The organism is Coleofasciculus sp. C1-SOL-03 (genome assembly GCF_040220555.1).
Lineage (GTDB): Bacteria > Cyanobacteriota > Cyanobacteriia > Cyanobacteriales > Coleofasciculaceae > Coleofasciculus.
The window spans coordinates 42,822-66,169 of record NZ_JAVJUO010000023.1 but is presented as its reverse complement, the minus strand read 5'-3'; the positions used below and the strand labels follow the sequence as shown (position 1 = coordinate 66,169).

General features: G+C 46.6%; 16 protein-coding genes. 12 read left to right on the top strand and 4 right to left on the bottom strand.

The window, feature by feature from the left end:
- From RIE73_RS03370 to RIE73_RS03335, 8 genes are all read left to right on the top strand, one after another.
- On the top strand, nt 1-727 hold a 727-nt coding region (locus RIE73_RS03370; protein WP_446399839.1), incomplete at its 5' end, for a phosphopantetheine-binding protein.
- A complete protein-coding gene (locus RIE73_RS03365; protein ID WP_446399838.1) occupies nt 724-5,328 on the top strand; it encodes an amino acid adenylation domain-containing protein in 4,605 nt (1,534 codons plus the stop codon). The genes RIE73_RS03370 and RIE73_RS03365, both read left to right, overlap by 4 nt.
- Before the next feature lie 88 nt (nt 5,329-5,416).
- Nucleotides 5,417-6,334: a class I SAM-dependent methyltransferase gene (locus tag RIE73_RS03360; RefSeq protein ID WP_446399837.1), complete on the top strand. Its 918-nt coding sequence runs from the start codon at nt 5,417-5,419 to the stop codon at nt 6,332-6,334.
- 32 nt (nt 6,335-6,366) lie between these two features.
- Complete coding sequence (locus RIE73_RS03355; protein ID WP_446399836.1) at nt 6,367-7,791, top strand: aspartate aminotransferase family protein; 1,425 nt, start codon at nt 6,367-6,369, stop codon at nt 7,789-7,791.
- Nucleotides 7,792-7,900: 109 nt separating this feature from the next.
- Nucleotides 7,901-8,377, top strand: a complete 477-nt coding sequence (locus RIE73_RS03350; protein ID WP_446399835.1) for a hypothetical protein — start codon at nt 7,901-7,903, stop codon at nt 8,375-8,377.
- A complete protein-coding gene (locus RIE73_RS03345; RefSeq protein ID WP_446399834.1) occupies nt 8,374-8,961 on the top strand; it encodes a siderophore biosynthesis protein in 588 nt (195 codons plus the stop codon). Before RIE73_RS03350 ends, RIE73_RS03345 begins: the two co-directional genes overlap by 4 nt.
- A 766-nt stretch (nt 8,962-9,727) precedes the next feature.
- Nucleotides 9,728-11,827 carry an ATP-binding protein gene (locus RIE73_RS03340; protein ID WP_446399833.1) on the top strand — a complete coding sequence of 700 codons (2,100 nt, stop codon included), beginning with the start codon at nt 9,728-9,730 and terminating at the stop codon, nt 11,825-11,827.
- A gap of 6 nt (nt 11,828-11,833) precedes the next feature.
- The gene (locus RIE73_RS03335) at nt 11,834-13,006 is read left to right on the top strand and encodes a response regulator (RefSeq protein ID WP_446399832.1); all 1,173 of its coding nucleotides are present in this window, start codon (nt 11,834-11,836) and stop codon (nt 13,004-13,006) included.
- A gap of 14 nt (nt 13,007-13,020) precedes the next feature.
- Here the strand turns inward: RIE73_RS03335 and RIE73_RS03330 are convergent, their stop codons facing one another.
- The 4 genes from RIE73_RS03330 to RIE73_RS03315 form a co-directional block, all read right to left on the bottom strand.
- A complete protein-coding gene (locus RIE73_RS03330) occupies nt 13,021-13,746 on the bottom strand; it encodes a hypothetical protein (protein WP_446399831.1) in 726 nt (241 codons plus the stop codon).
- Between the two features lie 120 nt (nt 13,747-13,866).
- Nucleotides 13,867-16,914, bottom strand: a complete 3,048-nt coding sequence (locus tag RIE73_RS03325) for a carboxypeptidase regulatory-like domain-containing protein (RefSeq protein ID WP_446399830.1) — start codon at nt 16,912-16,914, stop codon at nt 13,867-13,869.
- A gap of 118 nt (nt 16,915-17,032) precedes the next feature.
- Entirely contained in the window at nt 17,033-17,860 is an 828-nt protein-coding gene (locus RIE73_RS03320) for a P pilus assembly protein, chaperone PapD (RefSeq protein ID WP_446399829.1), read from the bottom strand.
- Between the two features lie 124 nt (nt 17,861-17,984).
- Nucleotides 17,985-18,461 (bottom strand): hypothetical protein, encoded by a 477-nt coding sequence (locus tag RIE73_RS03315; RefSeq protein ID WP_446399828.1) that lies wholly within the window; start codon nt 18,459-18,461, stop codon nt 17,985-17,987.
- A gap of 380 nt (nt 18,462-18,841) precedes the next feature.
- Here RIE73_RS03315 and RIE73_RS03310 point away from each other — a divergent pair, with 380 nt between their 5' ends.
- The 4 genes from RIE73_RS03310 (at nt 18,842) to RIE73_RS03295 (ending at nt 23,328) form a co-directional block, all read left to right on the top strand.
- Nucleotides 18,842-19,540, top strand: coding sequence for a hypothetical protein (locus RIE73_RS03310; RefSeq protein ID WP_446399827.1), 699 nt, complete (start codon nt 18,842-18,844; stop codon nt 19,538-19,540).
- A gap of 345 nt (nt 19,541-19,885) precedes the next feature.
- Nucleotides 19,886-20,455 carry a 5-formyltetrahydrofolate cyclo-ligase gene (locus RIE73_RS03305; RefSeq protein ID WP_446399826.1) on the top strand — a complete coding sequence of 190 codons (570 nt, stop codon included), beginning with the start codon at nt 19,886-19,888 and terminating at the stop codon, nt 20,453-20,455.
- Between the two features lie 57 nt (nt 20,456-20,512).
- On the top strand, nt 20,513-21,352 hold the full coding sequence (locus RIE73_RS03300) for a carbohydrate ABC transporter permease (RefSeq protein WP_446399825.1): 840 nt from the start codon (nt 20,513-20,515) through the stop codon (nt 21,350-21,352).
- A gap of 404 nt (nt 21,353-21,756) precedes the next feature.
- Nucleotides 21,757-23,328, top strand: coding sequence for an NAD(P)H-quinone oxidoreductase subunit N (locus RIE73_RS03295; RefSeq protein ID WP_446399824.1), 1,572 nt, complete (start codon nt 21,757-21,759; stop codon nt 23,326-23,328).
- Nucleotides 23,329-23,348: the final 20 nt, after the last annotated feature.

Here is a 23,348-nt window from a genome sequence, read left to right as displayed (position 1 = left end):
TTTTAATAATTCAAACTTCACTAGTCAAACGTCAAAGTTATATAAAACAGGGGATTTGGCTCGATATTTGCCCAATGGAGAGATTGAGTATCTTGGTCGCATTGACCACCAAGTAAAAATTCGCGGCTTCCGCATTGAGTTAGGGGAAATTGAAGCGGTGTTAAGGACATATTCCCAGGTCAAGGAAGCCGTGGTTGTTGCTAGGGAAAACCAATCGGGCGATAAGCGCTTAGTTGCCTATATTGTTCCTGATTCAGACACAAGTATCGACACGATCGCTCTGCGTGGCTTTCTTCAACAGAAGCTGCCGGATTACATGATGCCAGCTACTTTCGTCATCTTGGAGGCACTCCCCCTAACCCCTAATGGCAAGATAGACCGCAAAGCCTTGCCTGCACCGGATATATCCAGGAGCGAGGTGGGCTTTGTTCCACCCCGCAATCCGACAGAAGAGAAATTGGCTGCTATTTATGCCGATGTTTTAGGACTGGAGAACGTCAGTATTCATGACAATTTCTTTGAGTTAGGCGGTCATTCTCTATTAGCCACCCGAGTCATTTCTCGCTTACGGGAAGCATTCCAGATGGAGTTGCCCCTACGCAGCCTGTTTGAGAAACCAACTGTGGCACTGTTGAGCGATCGCGTTGAAACGATGCGTTTAGCTCTCACTCAAGGTTCGCAACCTCCCGTTGCGGTTGGAAACGGTCGAAAGGAAATAGAATTATGAAAACCATTGATGAATTTTTATCTGACCTTTATCGTCTGGATGTCAAGCTCTGGGTTGAACAGGGTCGCTTGCGTTGTAATGCTCCGGAGGAGGTACTAACACCCGACCTCAGCGCTCAACTCGGCGATCGCAAAGCTGAAATCATCGCGTTTCTAGAAGCCGCTAATCTTGCTTCAACCTCTACCTCTGACAGGATTCAATCAGTTGCGCGAGCGGGAAACCTCCCCTTATCCTTTGCCCAGCAGCGGTTATGGTTTCTCGACCAAATGGAACCGGGCAACCCCCTTTACAATATCTCTGGGGCTGTACGTCTCAAGGGTTCGCTCAATGTAGCCGCCTTGGAGCAGAGTTTCAATGAAATCGTGCGCCGCCATGAAGCCTTACGCACTACCTTTAAGACGATAGACGGTCAGCCAGTCCAGGCAATTACCCCGACCTTAAGGTTGGCACTACCTATACTAGACTGGCGGCAGTTAAAGGACGACGAACGAGAGGCTGAAGTCCTACGCTTAGCAGATGAGGAGCGAGAGCGACCGTTCGACTTAGCCCAAGGACCACTTCTGCGAATTACCCTAGTACGCTTAGATGAAGCCGAATATGTGGCGCTGTTGACGATGCACCACATTGTCTCCGATGCTTGGTCTATAGGCGTACTTGTTCGAGAACTGAGTACACTCTACGCCGCCTTTTCCACGGGTCAGCCATCCCCACTGTCCGAGTTGCCCATTCAGTATGCTGACTTTGCCGCTTGGCAGCGCCAGTGGCTTCAGGGTGAAGTCCTCGACACCCAGCTATCCTATTGGCAAAAACAACTCAGCGGCAACCTTCCCGTCCTGCAATTACCCACAGACCGCCCCAGACCCAGAGTTCAGACGTTCCGAGGTGCAAGGCGATCGTTCTCTGTGCCCATCGATCTCACCGAGGCACTCAAAGCGCTGAGTCAGGAGCAAGAGGTGACGCTGTTCATGACATTACTGGCAGCGTTCAAGACCTTGCTTTACCGCTACACCTCTCAAGCAGACATCCTGGTTGGTTCACCCATTGCCAACCGCAACCGGACGGAGACAGAATCATTAATTGGCTTTTTTGTCAATACCTTAGTCCTGCGGACTGACCTATCCGGCAATCCCACCTTCCCGGATCTGTTGAGGCGGGTGCGGCAGGTGACGTGGGACGCCTACGACCATCAGGACTTGCCCTTTGAAAAGTTGGTTGAGGAACTGCAACTGGAGCGAGACCTGAGTTACAGTCCGCTGTTTCAGGTGATGTTCGTGCTTCAGAATGCACCCCAGGTCGATTTGGAACTCTCCGGTGTGACGCTGAGTTTCCTGAGTACAGAAAACTCAACCGCTAAGTTCGATTTGACGTTGGATTTGCAAGAAACTGCCTCCGGATTGGTAGGGGCGTTCGAGTACAACACAGACTTATTTGACGAGGCGACAATGACGCGGATGACTGGGCATTTCCACAGTTTGTTGTCAGGCATTGTTCAGAATCCAGAGCAACACCTGTCTGAATTGCCCTTACTAACGGAAGCGGAGCGGCATCAGCTACTTGTGGAGTGGAATGATACCCAGATTGAGTATCCCCAAGATCAGTGTTTCCATCAGTTATTCGCAGCCCAAGTGGAACGGACACCGGATGCTGTGGCAGTTGTCTTTAAGGATCAGCAACTCACCTATCGGGAACTCAACCAACGCGCCAACCAACTAGCACGCTACCTGCAAAAGCTGGGTGTGAAACCAGAGGTTATCGTGGGGATTTGCCTAGAGCGATCGCTTGAAATGATTGTGGGCGTCTTGGGCATTCTCAAAGCAGGTGGCGCCTATCTCCCCCTCGACCCAACTTACCCCGCAGAGCGCCTTGCCTTCATGGTGTCAGATTCACAGGTTCCGATTCTCCTGACCACTCAGACATTAGTTACACAACTCCCCCAACACCACGCCCAAGTTATCTGCTTAGATACAGACTGGGCAACGATTGCTCAGGAGAGCCAGCAGAACCCCGCTAGTGGCGTGACGGTCGAAAACTTGGCGTACCTGATCTATACTTCTGGGTCTACAGGGATACCCAAAGGAGTCTTAGTGACTCATGCAGGATTGGGCAACCTCACCAAAGACAAAATTCGCACTTGTAAGGTTCAACCCGACAGCCGCATTCTCCAATTTTTCTCCTTGAGCTTTGATGCCTCCATCCCGGAAATAGTGATGGCTCTGGGTTCCGGTGCTGCCCTCCATCTGGGAACGCCGGAGGATTTGCTACCCGGTGCCGCCTTAGTCAAACTTCTACGCGAACAAGCGATTACTCATATTACGCTGCCCCCCTCAGCACTAGCCGTTCTGCCCCCTGCCGAATTACCCGCCTTGCAAATGGTTCTGGTAGGAGGAGAAGCCCCTACTGCCGAACTCATTAGCCAATGGTCAAAAGGGCGACTGTTCATCAATGCCTATGGTCCGACGGAAACGACGGTTAATGCGAGTATGGTGGAGTGCGGCAACAGCGGTCAATCCTTACCGACTGTGCGTCCCGCTGCCAACAAGCAGCTTTACATCCTCGACCACTCTCTCCAACCCGTCCCCATCGGCGTGCCAGGAGAGCTACACATTGGTGGAGTCGGTCTGGCGCGGGGCTACCTCAACCGTCCCGAAACAACTGCCCAGACCTTCATCCCCAATCCGTTTAGCAATGAACCCGGAAGCCGTCTCTACAAAACTGGGGATTTAGCCTGTTACCGGAGTGACGGTCAAATCAAGCTTCTTGGACGCCTTGACCATCAGGTGAAAATTCGTGGCTTTCGGATTGAACCGGGAGAGATAGAAGCTCGGTTAACTCAATACCCAGGAGTACAAGACAGTGTAGTTATCGTCCGTGAAGACCAACCCGGAGATAAACGGCTCGTCGCTTATATCGTCCCTAATCAGTCACATATCCTGACAATTGGCGATTTACGCCGCTTTATCGCAGAAAAATTACCCAAATACATGATCCCTGCGGCGTTCGTGACGTTGGAGGCACTACCCCTAAATCCCAACGGCAAAGTAGACCGCTTGGCTCTACCTGTACCGGATACGGCTCGACCGGAATTAGAAGTCGCGTTTGTCGCCCCTGGCACTCCCACAGAGCAAGTCCTGGCGGAGATTTTTGCCCAAGTGCTAGAAGTTGAGCAAGTGGGTGTTCATGACAATTTCTTCGAGTTGGGAGGACATTCCTTGCTGGCGACCCAACTCATTGCTCAGTTGCACAAAAGGTTTGAGGTCGAGGTGACGGTTGTTGACCTATTTGAAGCGCCTACTGTAGCTGGTTTGGCTGAACGGATGGAGAAGAGGTCGCGTGGTGATCGTCAAGCTGAAAGGCTAGGCGAAACCTTAGCGTTACTCAAGGCTGACGCGGTTCTCGATTCTGCCATTCGTCCTGAATTACTCACCCAACCAACTGTTGAACCGAGTTGTATCTTGTTAACCGGGGCGACGGGGTTTGTCGGTGCATTTTTACTGTACGAACTCCTGCAACAAGCGTCCGCCAATGTTTATTGTCTTGTGCGTGGGAATAGTCCTGAATTAGCGAAGAATAAGCTGCGAACCTGCCTGGAATCCTATCAACTTTGGCAGGAAGATTTCATCAGCAGAATTATCCCAGTTATTGGCGATTTATCCCAACCCCTTTTAGGACTTTCTGCGGAACAATTTCACCAGCTTGCTACTAAAATTGATCTGATCTATCATAATGGCGCGTGGGTTCATCATGCTTCTCCTTACTCGTTACTCAAAGCCACCAATGTCTTAGGAACTCAAGAACTATTGAGATTGGCGTGTCAAAGGAAAGCGAAGCCATTCCATTTTATTTCTGCGACTAGCGTGTTCTCAGGAGTTGGCGATTCTGGAGTGAATGTCATTCGAGAACAGGATAGTCTTGATCAAGATCAAGTCCCAGTTGGTGGCTACAATCAGAGTAAATGGGTCGCAGAAAAGTTAGTTAATACGGCAGGCGATCGCGGACTTCCGGTTTGCATTTATAGACTGGGACGGATATCAGGACATAGCCAAACGGGTGTCTTTAATGTCAATGACTTTTTGTACAGACTAATTATTGGTTGCGTTCAACTGGGTAGTATTCCTGATGCCGAGATGATCCTGGATATTATTCCTGTAGATTATGCCAGCCAAGCCATTGTTCATTTATCAAAGCAGCAAGCCTCTTGGGGTAAAGCCTTTCACTTGGTTCATCCTCACCCAGTTTCCTCAAACCTGTGCTTTGAGAAATTGCGATCGCTCGGCTACCCGATTCAAAATGTTTCCTACAAACAATGGCATACTCAACTGCTGAATATTGCTGAACGTTCTCCAGAACACGCCTTATATCCCCTAGTTTCTCTGCTTCCTACCAAAAATTCTCAAGTACAACCCTCTGACTCAACTGTTGTAAAATTCGACTGCCAAAACACAATCAATGGACTAATAGGCACATCGATTACCTGTCCACCAATCGACGATCAGTTACTGAATACCTACTTTTCATACCTGATTGATCACGGATTTTTAGCGCCACCGCCCAGGAGTAATGAGCTAAAAAAAAGCTCTATCGCTGATATTTCCACAGTGTAGTCCGGCTAGATCGAGAAACCTAGTAATTAGCCAAGCCATAAATTCCAGCCAACCCGATCAAATTCGTACTTTAAGGAACAAAACTGAGATGACTTCAGAAAATCGCTATACCGACTATGACCCTTGGGCTTGGTTATACAACCAATCAGAAGCCCATAAATCCTGTCAACAATTTCTGCCCAAGTTAGAAAAACTGCTATTACCCCATCTTCCAGAGGGAGCGAAAATTTTCGATCTTTGTTGCGGTACAGGACAGATAACCCAACAACTCCTGATCAGAGGATATCAAGTGACTGGACTAGATGGCTCTGAGAAAATGTTAGACTACGCTCGTCAAAATGCACCAAACGCTCAATTTATCTTAGGTGACGCACGCTCTTTTGAATTCCCCTCTACCTTTGATGCCGTCATTTGCACTGATTCTGCTCTCAACCACATCATGAGTCTTGAGGAACTCAAAAGCGTCTTCAGTAATGTATACACGGCTCTCAAAGCAGACGGTTTATTTTTGTTTGACTTGGGTTTGGAAAAGCGTTATCGTAACATTCCGGTCAATGAAGGCAAACTCGAAAATGAATATGCCTGGACTATTGGCGAAACCTACAACCCAGAGGAAAAAACAGGCACGTTCACGATTACAATATTTCAGCCTGTGAGCAAGAATTCAGACATAAAGCAAAATAGCTCAATTGTCAACCCATTAAAGCGCTTGGTTTACAATAAATTTTTGCGCTTGATTAAGCCATCAACTCTCTTACAACTCATCCCTAAAGACTGGCACCCTTCAGACATTACTTTTTCAGCAAAGCCTTATGCCAAGGCGGAAATTGAGACCGCTCTAGAGGCAGTGGGATTTACAGCGGTGAAAGCTTACAACTTTAAGGGAAAATTAGCATCTCCTCAACAAAATAAGTACGCCTGCTTTGTTGCTCGTAAAACCTGCCAGTCTTTCCGCTCCGTAGAGAATACCGCTAAAGAACTGAGTGCCTCCAATAGTTACTCGTAGAAAACTCATTCAATCAATAAGAATTAAAAATCATGAGTAGTAACCAACAGACTGTACATCCGCTCAAAGAAGTAACGCCTGATTTACAACAAAAGTATGTAGAGGCGTTAATTGAGCGCTACAACAAGCGGACAAAAACGTCCAAACAAATGACGCAAGCCTACCGCCCAATTCTAGCCGATCCAAGGGTCTCCGAATGGTTCGATCCCCCCACCAAGGAGATGTGTTATCTAATTGTAGGTAAAGAAGCGCGAGGCTCTCGGATTTGGGATATTGATGGGAATGAATATGTCGATATTATCATGGGATTTGGGGCAAATCTTTTGGGTCACAATCCACCATGTATTAAACAAGCCCTGCACGAACAACTTGAAAAAGGAATACAGCTTGGTCCCCAGTCCGAATATGCGGGTGAAGTTGCCGAATTAATTTGCCAACTAACGGGGATGGAGCGGGTTGCTTTTAGTAATACAGGCACAGAAGCCGTGATGACAGCAATTCGCTTAGCTCGTGCAGCAACCAAGCGGTCTAAAATTGCCGTATTTTCCGGTTCCTATCATGGTCATTTTGATGGAACGCTAGTTAAACCCCAGACACCGGACAATCCTCATGGGGTGCCGATGACAACTGGAATTATTCCCAGCATGGTTGAAGATGTTTTAGTTTTGGAGTATGGGAATCCTCAGTCACTGGAAACAATCAAAACCTATCGGGATGAACTAGCGGCTGTTTTGGTTGAACCCATACAAAGTAGACGCCCCGACTTACAGCCTAAAGCGTTTCTACAACAACTCAGACAACTGACGGCTGAATCGGGAATTGCCTTAATTTTTGATGAAATGGTGACGGGTTTTCGCCTTCATTTAGGCGGCGCACAAGCTTGGTTTGGTGTTGAAGCTGACATTGCCACATACGGTAAGATTGTCGGCGGTGGAATGCCGATTGGAATCATCGCTGGTAAAGCAGCCTACTTAGACAAAATTGATGGTGGCATGTGGGACTATGGAGATGTTTCCTCTCCTCAAGTCGAAAAGACATTTTTTGCCGGAACCCATTGTAAACACCCACTATCAATGGCGGCGGCACGGGCAATGCTTCAGTATCTTAAGCATCAAGGATCGACTCTTCAACAACAATTGAACCAACGCACGTCTCAGTATGTAGAACGATTAAATGTCTTCTTTGACGCCAGTAAAATGCCTATCCGCATGGCGCATTTTGGCTCGTTCTTTGGTCCTGTCTTTACAGCCGATGCTGTTCCTTCAGAAATTCTAATGATCAGTTTTAGCCTATTACGCTATCACCTATTTGACAAAGGAATTTTGCTGCGAGGAGAGGGAGGTGGTTTCTTATCCACCGCTCATACTGATGCAGATATTGACTTGATTATTCAAGCCATGACAGACAGCATTACCGAACTACAAGACGCAGGCTTTTTTCCCAATCCGGCAACTTAAAGAAACAATGACAGGAAAGCGAAGCCTCGCGATTAGTCCATCATACTGATACAAGCTCGGTCAGCAGGGCTATCAATTAATCCACTGTACTCACAAACTCTGCCCTCCCATGACCAAAGACGCCTTACCCGAGCGGCTTTATTTACTCGCTCCTTGGGACTTACCCATAGAACAGCAACTGAGTGAAGCCAATGAAGTCAAGTTGCGTCAAGCACTCACACAGTTGTTGCACGCTTTAGATCGCTCATCCGATGATCAGGAAGCGCTGAATATCATTAACCAAGAATTAGCCCATCTCGACATCAGTCATGTATTTCCTGCTTCAGTATCTTCTACTCAAACCGCCCTAAAACCTTGGGAAGTTGCAGATTTCAACAATTACTTTAAATTGATGCACGTACAAACGAAAGAACCAGCCGTCTGTGTTGTCTGGAGTCTACTGACCGCCTATCAAACGTTTCTCACACTCGATGAATCCGACAGTGAATTTGACTTGACTCAAGTCGAGTATTTGAAAGAAGGATTTAGATGCTACGTTTACCTGCTGGCAAGAGTTTTTAATTTATCTTTAGAGGAAATCCAATGACTAAAGTAATGACGAAAGGTGAAATACTGCAAATTTGGGAAGGATTCCACTGGTTATTTTTTGCCTATATCCAGGGTTTGATTATCTGTTTGCGTCGTTTTGAAATCGACATCGCCGCAGGCAATTTTCCTCAAGCCCAAGTTGAACTGGAAACAGCAACTGATTTAATGTATGCATCTGGAGCGGCGATGGAACTGGCGGCAAGTTTTAATAGGCAGGAGTACGAACATCTAATTCGTCCAGCGATGATGCCTCCTAACGTTCGCTCTGACAATTTTAGCGGACTCATGTCTTGGGATCATGCCTCACTGATCAAGATTTGGAAAAGACTTAGCCCTGTTTTTGAGACGCTGCCTGATGTACTCCATCCTCAACACAATCGATTCGTCGCTGCCTATGTTAGCTTGTCGAGCGCCCACACAGCCGTTTGTCAAAAGTTTGGAGGTGGTGAGGCAGGAAGTTTGCGGTGTAACAAAACGTCGGCAGTGAGTAAGTTAGAGAATTTCGCGGACATTCGCTTAAAGCTGCTTGATCCAAATCATCGAGTTACTGGTGGTTGCCCATTCCACCCCAGTCAAGTTTAGGGAAAGGCGATGGCTGGGAGAATTGGCTAGATCCGCCATTTTACCTGATCACAAAGAATCTTCTGATTCTTTGTGTCAAACTCTATTGAGAGTCTAGTTTACGGCAAAAAATGTAGGAATCTGCTCGTCAAATGTAATCTGAAGTTCCAAACATCCCTGATTTTTAGAGAAACAATTTAACGTTGACAATGACAACCGTACAAACCTCCACTCCTGCTCAACCTCCTTTCCCAAGACCTACACCTCTGAAGGGTGATAATAAAACGAAGTACCTGGACATAAACTTTGTCGGGCAGCGTTAATTTTTCCAACGTTTAAAAAAAAGCGATCGCCTCTACTGTCTCTGAGCGGCGATCGCTAATTTGGTTCCCTCAATTTGACGCAACCGATCCATCACGCTCACCACCCGACCGTGATGTACATAGAGTAGAGACGCGCCATGGCGCGTCTCTACTTAATTAAATCCTGAACAAATCTAGGCAACTCAAGATAGACTTCCGCAAAATCACGGTTGTGTCTAGTGGAACAAACTGGAGAGAATAAAATCAGTCCCTTTGTGGGCGATGTTCACCCAGCATTATTGTTAGAAAAATATCTTCCCAATCCCACAAACCAACCCCTGCGTTTTGTAGATATCGCTGCACCTGTATGGGATAATAATGGGCAATTTAGCGGGGTTTTAGGAGCGCACCTATATTGGCAATAGGCAGAAAAAGTTCAGGAGAATTTACTCGATCCTGTACAGCAACGGGAACAGGTTGAACTGTTGATTCTAGCGGCTGATGGCACGGTGCTAGTGGGTTCTCCTGAGGCGCAATTGTCCCCTCTGGCGTTGGCGAACTTAAGGGAGTCTCAACCTGGGGAATCGGGTTATCGGGTGGAAACCTGGTCAGATGGCAACTCTTACCTGACGGCTTTCCAGAAAACGAACGGGTTTAAGACATATCCGGGATTAGGATGGATTGTACTGGTGCGACAACCTACACCCCTTGCCTTTGCCGCCGCCAGACAACTCCAACAGCAGATTTTCCGGTGGGGATTAGTTCTGGGTTTAGTCTTTGCCAGTGGGAGTTGGTTGTTTGTCGAACGTATCACTCGCCCCCTGTTGGGGATTACGGCGATCGCCGATCGCCTGCAACGGGGTGAAAAAGACGTGAACATCAAAGTATTACCGGGGAACGATGAGGTAGCCAGACTCTCAATGTCGTTCCAGAAACTGATGAACACACTGGGACAAAAAGAACAAGCGCTGTTAGCCACGAACGCTAATTTAGCCGCCGCCAAGCAACAGTTAGAGGACTATTCTCGCACCTTAGAAGTGAATGTTCAACAGCGAACTCAGGAATTACAAACGGCTAAGGAAGCGGCTGATGTTGCCAATCGCGCTAAGAGTGAATTCCTGGCAAACATGAGCCACGAATTGAGAACACCCCTGAATGGTATCTTGGGGTATGCTCAAATTCTTAAGCGAGAAAAAAGTTTGAGTGCCAAGCAACAGGATGGTTTAGGTATTATTCAGCACAGTGGTGAACACTTGCTTACCCTCGTTAACGATATCTTAGACCTATCTAAAATTGAAGCGCGAAAAATGGAACTCCATCCCAGTGAGTTTCATTTGCCTCAATTTCTCAAAAGTATTGCTGAACTTGTCCGCATTCGTGCTGATCAAACAGGAATTGCTTTTACTGAGCAATTTTCTGCCTCACTACCTGGGGTTGTGTGGGGAGATGAGAAACGGTTGCGACAGGTATTGCTGAATTTGTTGAGTAATGGGATTAAGTTCACTAAAACGGGTGGCGTGGTGTTTAAGGTTGGCTATGTAACCGAGATGGAAAATGGGCAGAATCAGGGAGAAGAGTCTGAGTTAACTCAACATTCACTCCGGGCGGATATTGCAGCGAAAAACTCCCCAGGAATCGGCAAACTTCGGTTTCAAATTGAAGATACGGGCATCGGGATGACACCCGAACAAGTAGCCGAAATATTTTTGCCGTTTCATCAAGTGGGTGAGCATTCTCGTCAAGTGGAAGGAACGGGATTGGGACTCGCGATCGCGCAACGGTTCGTGCAAATAATGGGAGGGGAAATTCAGGTTAAAAGTCGTTTAGGTCAGGGGAGTATTTTTTGGCTGGATTTAAGGTTGCCACAAGTTCAAGCCGGGAGAACTCTTACTCGAAGTAACTGGGACGAAATTACAGGATTTAAGGGGGTATCCTCTAAGGTTTTGGTTATAGACGACAAATGGGAAAATCGCTCGATAGTGGTTGATTTATTGACACCGTTAGGATTTAAACTGATTGAGGCAAACGATGGGCAAGATGGATTGAATAAAGCCAGGATGTTGAAACCCGATATTATTTTTACTGACTTAGTGATGCCAGTAATGGACGGTTTCGAGACGATCAGACAGCTACGCCAAGACCCCCAGTTTCAGGCTGTAGCAATTATTGCCATGTCTGCCAGTGTTTTTGATTACAATCGTCAGCAAAGTTGTCAGGCAGGGTGTGATGGTTTTCTACCCAAACCGATTCAATTTCCGGAAGTTTTAGAACAGTTGAGAATTCATCTGAATTTGGAATGGGTGTATAACCAGTCAGAGGTCAAAAGTCAGACAACCCAAGTCAGCGATAGTGAACCATTGCTGAATAGTAAAGTCATTGCCCCACCACCAGAAGAATTGGCAGTCTTGTTCGATCTAGCGATGCGAGGTAACATTAAGGGTATCATAGATAAAGCCACTCTCCTGGAACAAGCGAATCAGCGTTTTGTACCGTTTACAACCCAATTGCGCCACTTTGCCAAAGGGTTTCAGGAAAGACGAATTCGTGAGTTCCTGAAACACTATATGAATAGAGAAATAGAGTAATTAAGTATGGACATGGAACAAGGGATAATTCTAATCGTTGACGATAATCCCACGAACTTGGGCGTCTTGTCCGAGGGTTTGAGCGATTCTGGTTTTGAAGTCTTAATTGCTCAAGATGGAGAGAGCGCGATCGAACGGGTAGACTATGCTCACCCTGATATTATCTTGTTGGACGTACTTATGCCAGGAATTGATGGCTTTGAAACCTGCCGTCAGTTGAAAGCAAACCCCTCCACTCAAGACATTCCAATCATTTTTATGACGGCGCTTTCTGACACAGTAGATAAAGTGAGAGGATTTGAACTGGGTGCAGTGGATTACATCACCAAACCCATTCAGCATGAAGAAGTTTTAGCCAGAGTCAGAACTCACCTAACAATCCGCAAACTGACACAGCAACTGCAACAGCAAAACGCCTGTCTGAAACAGGAAATTATTGAACGTCAGCAAGCACAAGAGGCACTCCAGCAAAGCGAACAACGCTTACAAATGCTAGCGAAAAATGTACCGGGAATGCTTTACGAATTTTTGTTGGGTTCCGATGGTTCAATGGCTTTTCCCTATATTAGTCCTGGCTGTCACCAAATCTATGAACTCGAACCTGAAGTTATCCAGGAGAATGCTACAGTAATTATTGAGCTAATTCACCCGGATCAGCGCGAGTATTTTGAGCAATCTGTTGCCATTTCAGCCCAAACGTTACAACCCTGGAACTGGGAAGGACAAATCATTTTACCATCTGGTAAGAATAAATGGATTCGTCGTTCCGGACAAGCTGCACCTTTTGAGTTTACCTGTGAGTATAATACACCCAAAACCCCAAACAGGATTGCTACCTGTTTAGACGAAAAACTGGTGCGGCATATTATTGGCAATTTGCTCTCCAATGCGATTAAATACTCCCCCGAAGGGTCTACTGTAAAACTGTCTCTATGTTGTTCATCCAAGGACGCGACTTTCACGATTCAAGACCAAGGAATTGGCATTCCCGAATCAGACCAAAAACGACTGTTTGAAACATTTCACCGGGCGGCGAATGTGGGGAATATCGAGGGAACTGGATTAGGATTGGCAATTGTCAAAAATAGTGTGGACGCCCACGGGGGAACGATTACTTTATCTAGCGAGGTTGATGTGGGTACAAGATTTACGGTTACGCTACCGTTAATATCCTTGTGAGTGGAACAAAACGTCTAAATAAATAGCTCTTCAGATGGAATCCCCATTTCTTCGGCTATGGTTTCCGCCCATATCTTCAGTTCCGTCCATTCTGTCTCACTTATCTCAGTCTTTATCAGTTTGAGAGTCGCAAATGTCCATTCATGGTTGATTATTTCTTGAATCCTCAACGCATCTGCACATAGAGTTAACCCCAGTTGTTCCTCTTCCTGACTGGGTGGTGGTGCCAGATGCTGTAATTGTTCCTCTAGCTGCTGCCATTGCTGTGGACTGATTAATTCAGCGATTTGAGGATGAAGTCGTTGCCAACTAACCGGTGGAGACACAGAATTGAAGTGAACTGCTCGATAGAGAATACCCCACCAAGCTTCTAAAGCAGCCCAGAGCCGTTGGTCTATAAAATGACGCTCAACCCAATCTTTAAATTCACTGGCTACTCCGGTAGTTGTTTGTTCTGCTAGTTGTTGTATCGTCTCCCGAATGGCTGGCTCTGGATTTTTCTGTTGCTGTATCGACTCTGCAAGTTGTTCGTGAAGTTGCCCCAGGGAGGCTGAATGCTCAATTAACGCTTCAGGTATACCCATCGCAGGCATGAATGGTTTTGCCCACGGCAGTGTCAGTATTTTAGTAGCTTCTAACCAAGCCTTTAGCTGATTCGGTTTGGCTGCTTGAGTTGTGGTTGTAGCTATAGTGGTAATTGCATTAAGGGCGTCGAGATCGATTGAATTAGAATCATTCATTTGAGAGTAGGCAACAGGGAACAGGGAACAGGGAACAGTAAGGATTTGAGACTTTTTAACATGTATTAGCACAGCGGATAGTATTTATGTCTAGGTACTTAGTAAAGGAAAATAGTTAGATTAGCTATCTACAGAGGTGGGTAGATTCAGATTCAGTTCCTGGAAAAATTCCGAACTATTTTTCAGATCAATCGTCTGGGGAAACGCAGGCTGATTGTTGATTTGCAGGCGGTATGTTCCTTGCTGTAACCGTTCTAAATAATACACGCCAGCATCGTTGGTGATGGAAAATGATTGAGTACCAGCATCCGTTTGGATGGCTTCAACTCTCGCCCCACTCACGGGTTGACCTTGGTTATCGGTGACAATTCCCGATATGGTGTAAGACTGAACCAGGGGAATCAGAATCGGTGTATAACTCCCCGCCACTACCTCCACCGCCAAGGCTTCATTAATCACTTGCCAGTCAAAGGGAAACCCCGCTGGATCAAAGTCGAGGCGATAGATTCCAGGGGGTAAATTCATGATGATCCGATCCTCTTGGATATCGGCGCGTAATGATCCCAGAGACTGCTGATTCACTAGGAGTAAGGTGGAGTCGGTGTAGTATTTTTCCCCCGGATCAGGTTTACCATTTTGATTGCGGTCAAAGAAGGGTTGAATCAAGAGTCCGCCTTGGGTGCGGAGATAGTCGGTTTTGGTGTCTCTGGGGGTAATCCCTTGCTGGAGATTGAGACTGGAGACGAGGTTTAAGCTGAAAGCGGCGTTATCGGAACTCACGGCTATCCCTTGATATCGCGCTTGTAGGCGTAAACCGGGTAAAATCGAGGTTCCCACTGAGGCGACAATTCCGGAACCGCGAGAACCGATACCATACCCTAGTTGCGCGTCCCAGAGGGGGTTCCCATCCCCCGATTTTTGGGGGGAACGATAGCGCCAAGTGAGACTCGCTAAATAGTTATCACCATTTTGGTTACGGGTATCATAACCGAGAACGAGGGAATGACCTGTACTTAAACTATCAGAGAAACGATAACTCAGTTGTGACTGGGTGCTAATTTCATTCCCCAATGACCGAAATTCCCATTGATTCAGGCGTTGAATTAGATTCCAACGGAAACGGCTTTGGGTATCAAAGCTGAGACGGGCAAAAGTAAAGGCGTTTTTGTTGCTTAAAGCGAATTGTACACCAGCCGCTGTCGCATCATTGGTGCTGGTATTGGCAAATAGAGTGAAACCCGGTAACACTTGGAAGGTAGCATTCAACCGTTGGGCGAAGCGATCGCTGGTGAAACGGGCGGTAAAATTAGGGGAGGGTTCAAACAGTACGTTGGCGTTAATATCCCAGTCGGACTCCTCTGTACCACTGAGAACCGAGACAGCGGCTTTTAAAGGGAAGCCTTCTGGCTGAAAAAAGGCTTCTGCTAATCCCCGAAACGATTCATCGTAAACCGCACCAGCCCCTAATGTCAGGCTATTAGAAACCCCCCAGCGCCCCATCACTCCACCTTGAACGTCGGTAAAATTGCCCAATATTTCTTGATTCAAACCCGACAATTGTCGCCGCCATCCCCCAGACACAATAACGGCTGTTGATCCGGCGGGGATTTGTCCGGGAACATTGGAAAAAGTGGCGTCTCGAATTTCTGGGGTTTCCGTGAGTCGCCCTTGGGGATAGAGTAAAATACGATAATTATTAAACGATTGACTCTCGAATTCCACATCCTCGAAGCGGTAAACACCCGAAGAATCCACCAGAACTTCTGCGATCGCGTCATCACTTAATCCTCGCACTAAACGCACTAATGTTCCCGGTTCCGCTGTTCCAGAAATCGTGCGCCCGATTTGCGCCGCTTGTAGGCGTTGACGGGGATCAGAACCACCGTAAAGTTGAAGTTGGGGGATAAAACCATTCCGTTGAATCGTGGTGAATCCCCAATAATCTCCTGGACTTTGACTACGCCAGAAAGGGGGTTGAGATCCAATAATATAATCCGCCGCATCCGTTTGGCGTTGAAATCGCGCTTCCGCCAAACTCCAGGTATCCGAGGAAAAGAGTTGGGGTTGATTGGCGCGGATATACCAACTCCCCCCAAATATACTGCCAACAGCGGATACATTTCCCCGATAGTTGGGTGATTGATTCGCCGATCCACTCGCATCAATTCGTTGTTCGACAGCGGAAAGGGAGAACCCAGACGGGGCAATTCGGGGTAATCCTTCGGTTTGGATAATGACGTCTCGTTTTCCCCTTTGACGCCGTTGATTTAACCAGGGGGCTTGGATGGAAACCGCATAATCAATGATGTCAAATTCGATTTCTACCCCGAATAAGGTTCGCACATCCGCCACGGAAAACACTAAGCCTAATTCCGGATCAGTCTTGAGTTGACTGGGGTTGAGGCGAACCACCTGGGTTGGCGATCGCAGTTCGATTTGATTGTCGGGTAAAACGGTGGCGGTGAATTTTAAGGCTTTGACGATGGCGTCGTAAGGTAATAACCATTGATCAAAATTAATCGCGGCTTCTCCATCTTCTTGTCCGCGAATTAAAGTGCTAGTAATCACCGGGCGATTGTTAACTTTGATTCCTACCAGAAAGGAGGAGAAGTCATCAGGAACTTGGGCGATTGAAAATTGAGTTTGAGGAAGGGTTGATATATCTGGGTTTTGCGGGGGTAATGCTTCCGGTTGGGGTGTAGGTTCCTCGTTGGCGATGTTTTCGGCTTCTGATGTTGAATCGGCGGAATTTAAACTAGAATTTGAGTTTTCTGGGAGAGGTGAACTATTCGATGTTGAATTATTGGATTCAGCCGGATAGAGAGTCAGATCCAGATTGACGGGATTGAATTGAATAGAAGGAGTAGAGGAAGAAAATTCGGGTTGTCTGGACTGATTATCAGAGATACTGACTGAAATCGGTTGTCCGAGTTTGGCGGCGTTGGATGATTCTATCCCTTCTGGTAAAGTCGGTAAATTATACTCTGAATATTCCGGGAAGAATAATTCAGGTGAACTCGGAATCCAATGAGATGCGACAGGAGTTTGGGTTGGAAATGTTGGCTGGTTGGCGATTATAAATGGATGTTCGCGAACTTTATCTACCTTGTCTGGAGTTACGTGATGTGCAATTTCTGGCGGGGAATGGGGCGGTACGGCATGAAACATAGGGCAGATATTAACGTCTGCTTAAAAAAGGAGGATTTATGTTTAGAGTTCAGGGTTCATCGCAATCAACGATGAACAATCAACAATCAAGAATGAATAATTTGCCCGGATAAATGCTTTAGGGTTCAGGAACCGTTAGATTAACGCTGAAAGGAAGTTTATTACTCTCATCCTCACCCCAGGTTACTTCTCCCGTGAGTTGGTAGTTACCAGGGGAAAGGGATTCTAACTTAGCATCGCTTAAGAGAAAATTGCGATCGCCTTGGGCTATAACTGTTGTAGCAATGGATTCGCCAGTGCTAATCACGGTTTCGCCTTGTTTCAATGTCCAAGTCGCTGTGGAAATAGCCGAAGCCTCTCCTATATTGCGAATCAGTAATTGAATTTGATTTTTAGCCTGATCAAAGCGAACACTATCGACAGCTAAGTTGGGTTCAACATCACCTTTTCGTACATAAATAACCGTTCCGACGCGAGTGACGACGCTAACGGTATTACTGTCATTATCGCCTAATTCTTTTAAACTTTCAGTAAACACTGCCGTTCTATACTCGCCATCCGGTAAACTAGGAGCCAGCATTGCTCTCAAACGGACTCGACGAGTGACTCCTGGTGGTACGGTAAGTTCTCTGGGTGAAAATTGCAGATAAGAACTTAAGTCATTGGGGCTAGATGATGCAGTTTGAAATCCCTTATCTCGGTTGTAGGTAAACGGTTCTGTGTAGAGTCGCACCCGCAAGGGAGTATCCCCACTATTTGTAACATTAATAAAGGCTTGAGCTTGACCGCGATTAGCCTGGGATTCAATAACCAAAGGAGATGCACCTAACTGGGCTTTGGCTGGATTGCTGAAAATAAAAGCGGCGGATAATGCCCAAATCCCTAACTGCAAGGCTTTGAATGTAATTCGGGATGCTGTTGTTAGATTTGGCGGTACAAAAAACATCTCTCTGGGTGTGTTGGTAGCTGATGAATGGCTTGATTGGCAGATAAACTGCTAGGAAAAAGTCTGGTTGGCTTCGTCCTAGCAGTTACACTAGAAGAGGTTGTAAAAGTCGTCGCAGCGGTGGCTAGTTTGCAGTAGCGGTTAACTCGACACCGTAAGTGTAGCCAGTACCCGCAGGTAGAACACCTGTAGCAGCCGTAGCGGTTAAGTCAATTGTTAAGGTGGTTTCGCCTTGGTTTAAGCCAGTACCAGTGCCTGCAATATCAGCTTCGGTCAAGGTTGCGGTTCCATCAGTAACTGAAAGCGTGACATTTACATTGGCAGGATCATAACCAGTAAATGCATTCGCATCTGTAACACCATCCAATGTTAACGTTCCAGCCGTATTACAAGTAACGGGAACAGAACCAGATGCTGATGTTTCTAAGGCAGTTCCTGTAGCATTTAGGGTTAAAGTACCAGCCGTTACAGTTCCGAATGTACAAGATCCTGCAACATCTCCAGTCATATTAACTGTAGTCGAATCAGCTTTGGCAGCGGCAGAGAAACCAACAGTACCGCAAAGAATTACAGCAGAAGCGATTAGGGTCTTACGAATCATTGGATTGAGTTCTCCAAAGGATGTGTTTGATTGACAATTTAATCTTATTTAGACCTACCGCCTTAATGAATCGGGCAAATTACGGGAATTAATTTAGCCTGACGGAACTAAAATCCGTGTATGTACGGAGGATGAGTGGATAAAAGTATGAGAATCCTCGCCTAACAGCCAATTCGAGAAACCTGAAAACCCTAATCATGCTGAGATTTTAGGGATAGATCAGGACAACAGAGATTATCATCGTTCTCAGCAGCCATTTCTCTGTGACACTTACCGATAAACTTCGAGAAGACTTTTCTCCACCAATGAGGGGTTTGACCCCTTATCCTGTAAAATAATTTAGATATGGGGATTATCTAGGATAAGGATTATTGGTATCTATGAAACAGGCGATTCGGGTGGTACTATCACTATTACCCCTACTGGTGCTTGGCATAAGCTGCGATCGCGCTGACGCCACACCTACTCAATGCCGTCAAATTCGCCAGGTACGCCGCCTCGCGATTCAGCAAGGTTTAGACGACGAAAACCTGGCTACCCTAGAAGCGCAATACTGTGAAACCGCCCAACCTTCCGCAGTAGAAACCATTCCACCGCCAACCGCCACCCAGGAATGTCTGGATCTCACTATCATGACACGACTGGCGCGACTGTCTGACGGAACTAACAATCTAGTGCGATTAGTCGAGAGTCAGCAACAATTCGCCTGTGGATTAACCGATACCTGGGGAAGGGCAATTATTGAGTACCCGAATGGACAACGGGCGAAAATCGGTGACAATTGGCAGTATCCCAACGGACAAACCGCGAAATTTGGCGCAATTTGGAACTATCCCAACGGACAAACCGCAAAAATCGCTTCTCGCTGGTACTATCCCAATGGGGAAATCGCCAAATTTGGCACACGCTGGAGTTACCCGACAGGAGAATCAGTCAACTTTGAAAATCTGGTAACCTGGGCGTGCAGTATCATAAATCGGGGTGAATGCGCCTCACGATTATTAGCATTACGCAATACCAATGATTTTTGGAGTGAAATGGCAACCCTAGAGTTAGCTTGGCAAGCGTACAGTCAATAGTAGAGGCGGGTTTAGGAACAATTGTAGGGGCGGGTTTAGGAACTCAATTACCTTGTCACCGATAACCTATCAACAAAACCCGCCCTCCCCACCGATAAATGAACAACTTGCACCCACCCTATCTCACCAGTAACTGATCAACAAAACCCGCCCTTGCTTGTCACCAATAACTGCTCAAAAAAAACAGCCTCTATACTCCAATGGTACTGAATTAAGGCTGGTGGGCATTGCCCACCCTACGGTATATCAAGGGTTTCGGTGATCCAAAAATGCACGCTTTTCAGTGCCATTCCTCTATACTCCTATTTCCCTATTCCATGACAAATGACAAATGATGAATGACGAATGACGAATGACAAAAAACAATTACGTCGGCGACTGCTGAAACAACGACAAGCCATGACAAAGGAAGACTGGCGAGAAAAGAGCGATCGCGTTTGTACTCAGCTTCAGTCGTCACCCCTATTCACTCAAGCAAAGACCATCCTGGCTTATTTTAGTTTTCGCCAAGAACCCGATCTCCATCCCCTGTTTACTAATACCCAACATAGTTGGGGGTTCCCTCGATGTGTCGGTAAATCTCTCCTCTGGCATCGCTGGAAGTGCGGAGAAGCCCTGCAAACGGGAGCTTATGGCATTTTTGAACCCCATGCCAATTCTCCCACCTTAGAGCCTGATGACGTAGATTTAATCTTAGTGCCAGCGGTAGCGTGCGATCGCCGAGGTTATCGTTTAGGCTATGGGGGCGGATTTTACGATCGCCTGTTGAGTTCGGCAGAATGGATATCCAAGCCTACCATAGGAATTATCTTTGATTTTGCCTTCTTGCCTACACTCCCGATTGATGAGTGGGATCAACCGTTAAATGGGGTTTGTACGGAAACAAAATTAACGATTTTTGGTAGGGTGCGTTAGCAAAGCGTAACGCACCGACTTAAAGGTTCATTGTCCTCCCCCTACTGAACAAATGCGATGAGTAAAAAGCCAGGAAAGCTGTTTTGGCAAAGATTTTGGATCTATATTCTCTTAAGTGCGATCGCGTTGGTGATGCTGTTTCCCCTCTTCTGGTTAATTAGCACATCATTGAAGTCTTCCGCAGAGAATATTTTTGCCTTTCCGCCTCAACTGTTTCCGAGTCAACCGACGATTGAGAACTATAGTAAAGTCTGGCAAACCAATCCCTTTGGTCAATATCTCTGGAATAGCTGTATTGTTGCCATTCTCACTGTTACCTTCAATCTTCTCTTTTGTTCTCTGGCGGCTTATCCCTTAGCCAGACTGAATTTTCGGGGACGCGATATCCTTTTCGCGATTATCGTTTCCACGATTATGATTCCCTTCCAAATCGTGATGATTCCCCTCTACATTTTGATGGTGCAGCTTGGCTTGCGGAATAGTTATTTAGGTATTATTTTTCCCAATTTAGCCTCAGCCTTTGGCATTTTCTTATTACGCCAAGCTTTTCAAGGGGTTCCTAAAGAACTTGAAGAAGCGGCTAGGATGGATGGCTGTTCGGAGTTAGGATTGTGGTGGCATGTAATGATTCCAGCCGTTCGTCCGGCGTTAGTCACGTTGGCTATTTTTGTCTTTATTGGCTCATGGAGTGACTTTCTGTGGCCCCTAATTGTGCTTGATCGACCCGAATATTATACCTTACCGTTAGGCGTGGCTAGGTTAGCCGGAACCTTTTCCCTCGATTGGCGTTTAATTGCCGCAGGTTCAGTTATTTCTATTGCCCCAGTTTTACTATTTTTTATCCTGATGCAGCGGTATATTGTACCTAATGATAGTGGCAGTGGCGTTAAAGGATAGATGCCAATACTTTTCGGTTAAGGGAAGTTGAAAAAGCTGGAAAAAACATTCAATGAGCAGGAAAAACTGACTCCGTAAATTTTTGACCAACTCATCAGTAATATGTTCCAGATGCGCCGACAGACGTATCACCCATTCGTCCCCACATTGGATTATAAAAAAATGGTTGGTTTTTTCCCTGTACTTTTCGACTACCCTTCTGCCCTCTGCCTTCTGCCCTCTGCCTTGTCTCCACCTAAATGTGAGTATTCAACCGGACATAATATAACCCCATACCCCTTCTGCCTTGGAGCCTTTTGCTACTGCATATAGAGGGGTTTTGGTGGAATGTCTCTACAAGCTGTGCCAATCACCGATATGATAAGAACGTTAGTCTCTGGATACGACCCTAAGCATAGACCATAATGGATTTTGCTACTATTGCTGCCCAGCTTAATGCTGGGATCATTTTGCCAGAGGGAATCGTCGTGATTACCCTGTTACTGGTTTTAGGAATTGATCTGATTGCAGGTAAACGTTCTGCTAATATCCTGCCTTACGTCGCCATCGGCGGACTACTGGTTTCCATAGTCGCCCTGTACTATCGATGGGATGTTGCCCAACCCCTAGCTTTCTTTGGCGGGTTTAATGGGGATGCCATGAGTATCGCCTTTCGCGGTATCATCGCCCTATCGACGGCGGTAACGATTTTGCTGTCAATTCGCTATGTGCAGCAGTCAGGCACCTCGTTAGCTGAGTTTATCGGCATTTTACTCACCGCTACCTTGGGGGCGATGTTCCTCAGTGGTGCGAATGAACTGGTTACCATCTTTATTTCCCTGGAAACGCTGAGTATTTCGTCGTACCTATTGACGGGATACATGAAGCGTGATCCCCGTTCCAATGAAGCGGCGCTGAAATACCTGCTGATTGGGGCGTCGAGTTCAGCGGTGTTTCTCTATGGCGTGTCGTTGCTGTACGGCTTGTCTGGCGGCGAAACTACCTTAAATGGAATCGCCACCGGGATTGCCAGTTTAGAATCGACCCCATCCTTGGGAATTTTAATCGCTTTAGTGTTTGCGATCGCCGGAATTGCCTTTAAAATTTCGGCGGTTCCCTTCCACCAGTGGACTCCTGATGTTTACGAAGGTTCCCCGACTCCGGTTGTCGCCTTCCTGTCTGTCGGGTCTAAAGCCGCCGGCTTCGCCCTCGCCATCCGCTTACTGGTAACCGCCTTTCCCCTGGTTAGCGAACAATGGCACTTTGTCTTCACCGCCTTGGCTATCCTAAGTATGGTGTTGGGGAATGTAGTCGCCCTTACCCAAACCAGCATGAAACGCCTGCTTGCCTATTCATCCATTGCCCAAGCTGGCTTTGTCATGATTGGCTTAATTGCGGGAACGGATGCTGGCTACGCCAGTATGATTTTCTATCTGCTGGTTTATTTGTTTATGAACCTAGGCGGTTTTGCTTGTGTGATTCTGTTTACCTTGCGAACCGGTACGGATCAAATCAGCGAATATGCGGGATTGTATCAAAAAGATCCCCTGCTGACATTGGGATTAAGTATTTGTTTACTATCCTTAGGCGGAATTCCTCCCCTAGCCGGATTCTTCGGTAAAATTTACCTGTTTTGGGCAGGTTGGCAAGCCGGATTGTATCGCTTAGTGTTGCTGGGTTTAATTACCAGTGTGGTTTCCATTTACTACTACATCCGTGTCGTCAAAATGATGGTGGTTAAAGAACCCCAAGAAATGTCAGACGTGGTAATAAATTATCCGGAAATCCGCTGGAATTTACCCGGAATGCGTCCTTTACAAGTGGGTTTAGTCCTTTCTGTAATTGTCACCTCTCTGGCGGGAATTTTATCTAATCCCCTATTTACCCTCGCCAATAATTCAGTGACGAATACGTCCATGCTGCACTCTTCGGTGATCCAAACTCAATCTCACACCCAACCAATTGCATCCATTGATGCCAATTTATCGCCAGATTAATCAATCAGATCCCCGACTTC

Excerpts from the sequence above, each read along its gene's own strand:
- RIE73_RS03305 (WP_446399826.1), top strand. The coding sequence starts at position 19,886 with ATGACGAATGACAAAAAACAATTACGTCGGCGACTGCTGAAACAACGA.
- RIE73_RS03345 (WP_446399834.1), top strand. The coding sequence starts at position 8,374 with ATGACTAAAGTAATGACGAAAGGTGAAATACTGCAAATTTGGGAAGGA.
- RIE73_RS03325 (WP_446399830.1), bottom strand. The coding sequence starts at position 16,914 with ATGTTTCATGCCGTACCGCCCCATTCCCCGCCAGAAATTGCACATCAC.
- RIE73_RS03360 (WP_446399837.1), top strand. The coding sequence starts at position 5,417 with ATGACTTCAGAAAATCGCTATACCGACTATGACCCTTGGGCTTGGTTA.
- RIE73_RS03315 (WP_446399828.1), bottom strand. The coding sequence starts at position 18,461 with ATGATTCGTAAGACCCTAATCGCTTCTGCTGTAATTCTTTGCGGTACT.
- RIE73_RS03365 (WP_446399838.1), top strand. The coding sequence starts at position 724 with ATGAAAACCATTGATGAATTTTTATCTGACCTTTATCGTCTGGATGTC.
- RIE73_RS03335 (WP_446399832.1), top strand. The coding sequence starts at position 11,834 with ATGGACATGGAACAAGGGATAATTCTAATCGTTGACGATAATCCCACG.
- RIE73_RS03300 (WP_446399825.1), top strand. The coding sequence starts at position 20,513 with ATGAGTAAAAAGCCAGGAAAGCTGTTTTGGCAAAGATTTTGGATCTAT.
- RIE73_RS03355 (WP_446399836.1), top strand. The coding sequence starts at position 6,367 with ATGAGTAGTAACCAACAGACTGTACATCCGCTCAAAGAAGTAACGCCT.
- RIE73_RS03310 (WP_446399827.1), top strand. The coding sequence starts at position 18,842 with ATGAAACAGGCGATTCGGGTGGTACTATCACTATTACCCCTACTGGTG.
- RIE73_RS03320 (WP_446399829.1), bottom strand. The coding sequence starts at position 17,860 with ATGTTTTTTGTACCGCCAAATCTAACAACAGCATCCCGAATTACATTC.
- RIE73_RS03295 (WP_446399824.1), top strand. The coding sequence starts at position 21,757 with ATGGATTTTGCTACTATTGCTGCCCAGCTTAATGCTGGGATCATTTTG.
- RIE73_RS03330 (WP_446399831.1), bottom strand. The coding sequence starts at position 13,746 with ATGAATGATTCTAATTCAATCGATCTCGACGCCCTTAATGCAATTACC.
- RIE73_RS03350 (WP_446399835.1), top strand. The coding sequence starts at position 7,901 with ATGACCAAAGACGCCTTACCCGAGCGGCTTTATTTACTCGCTCCTTGG.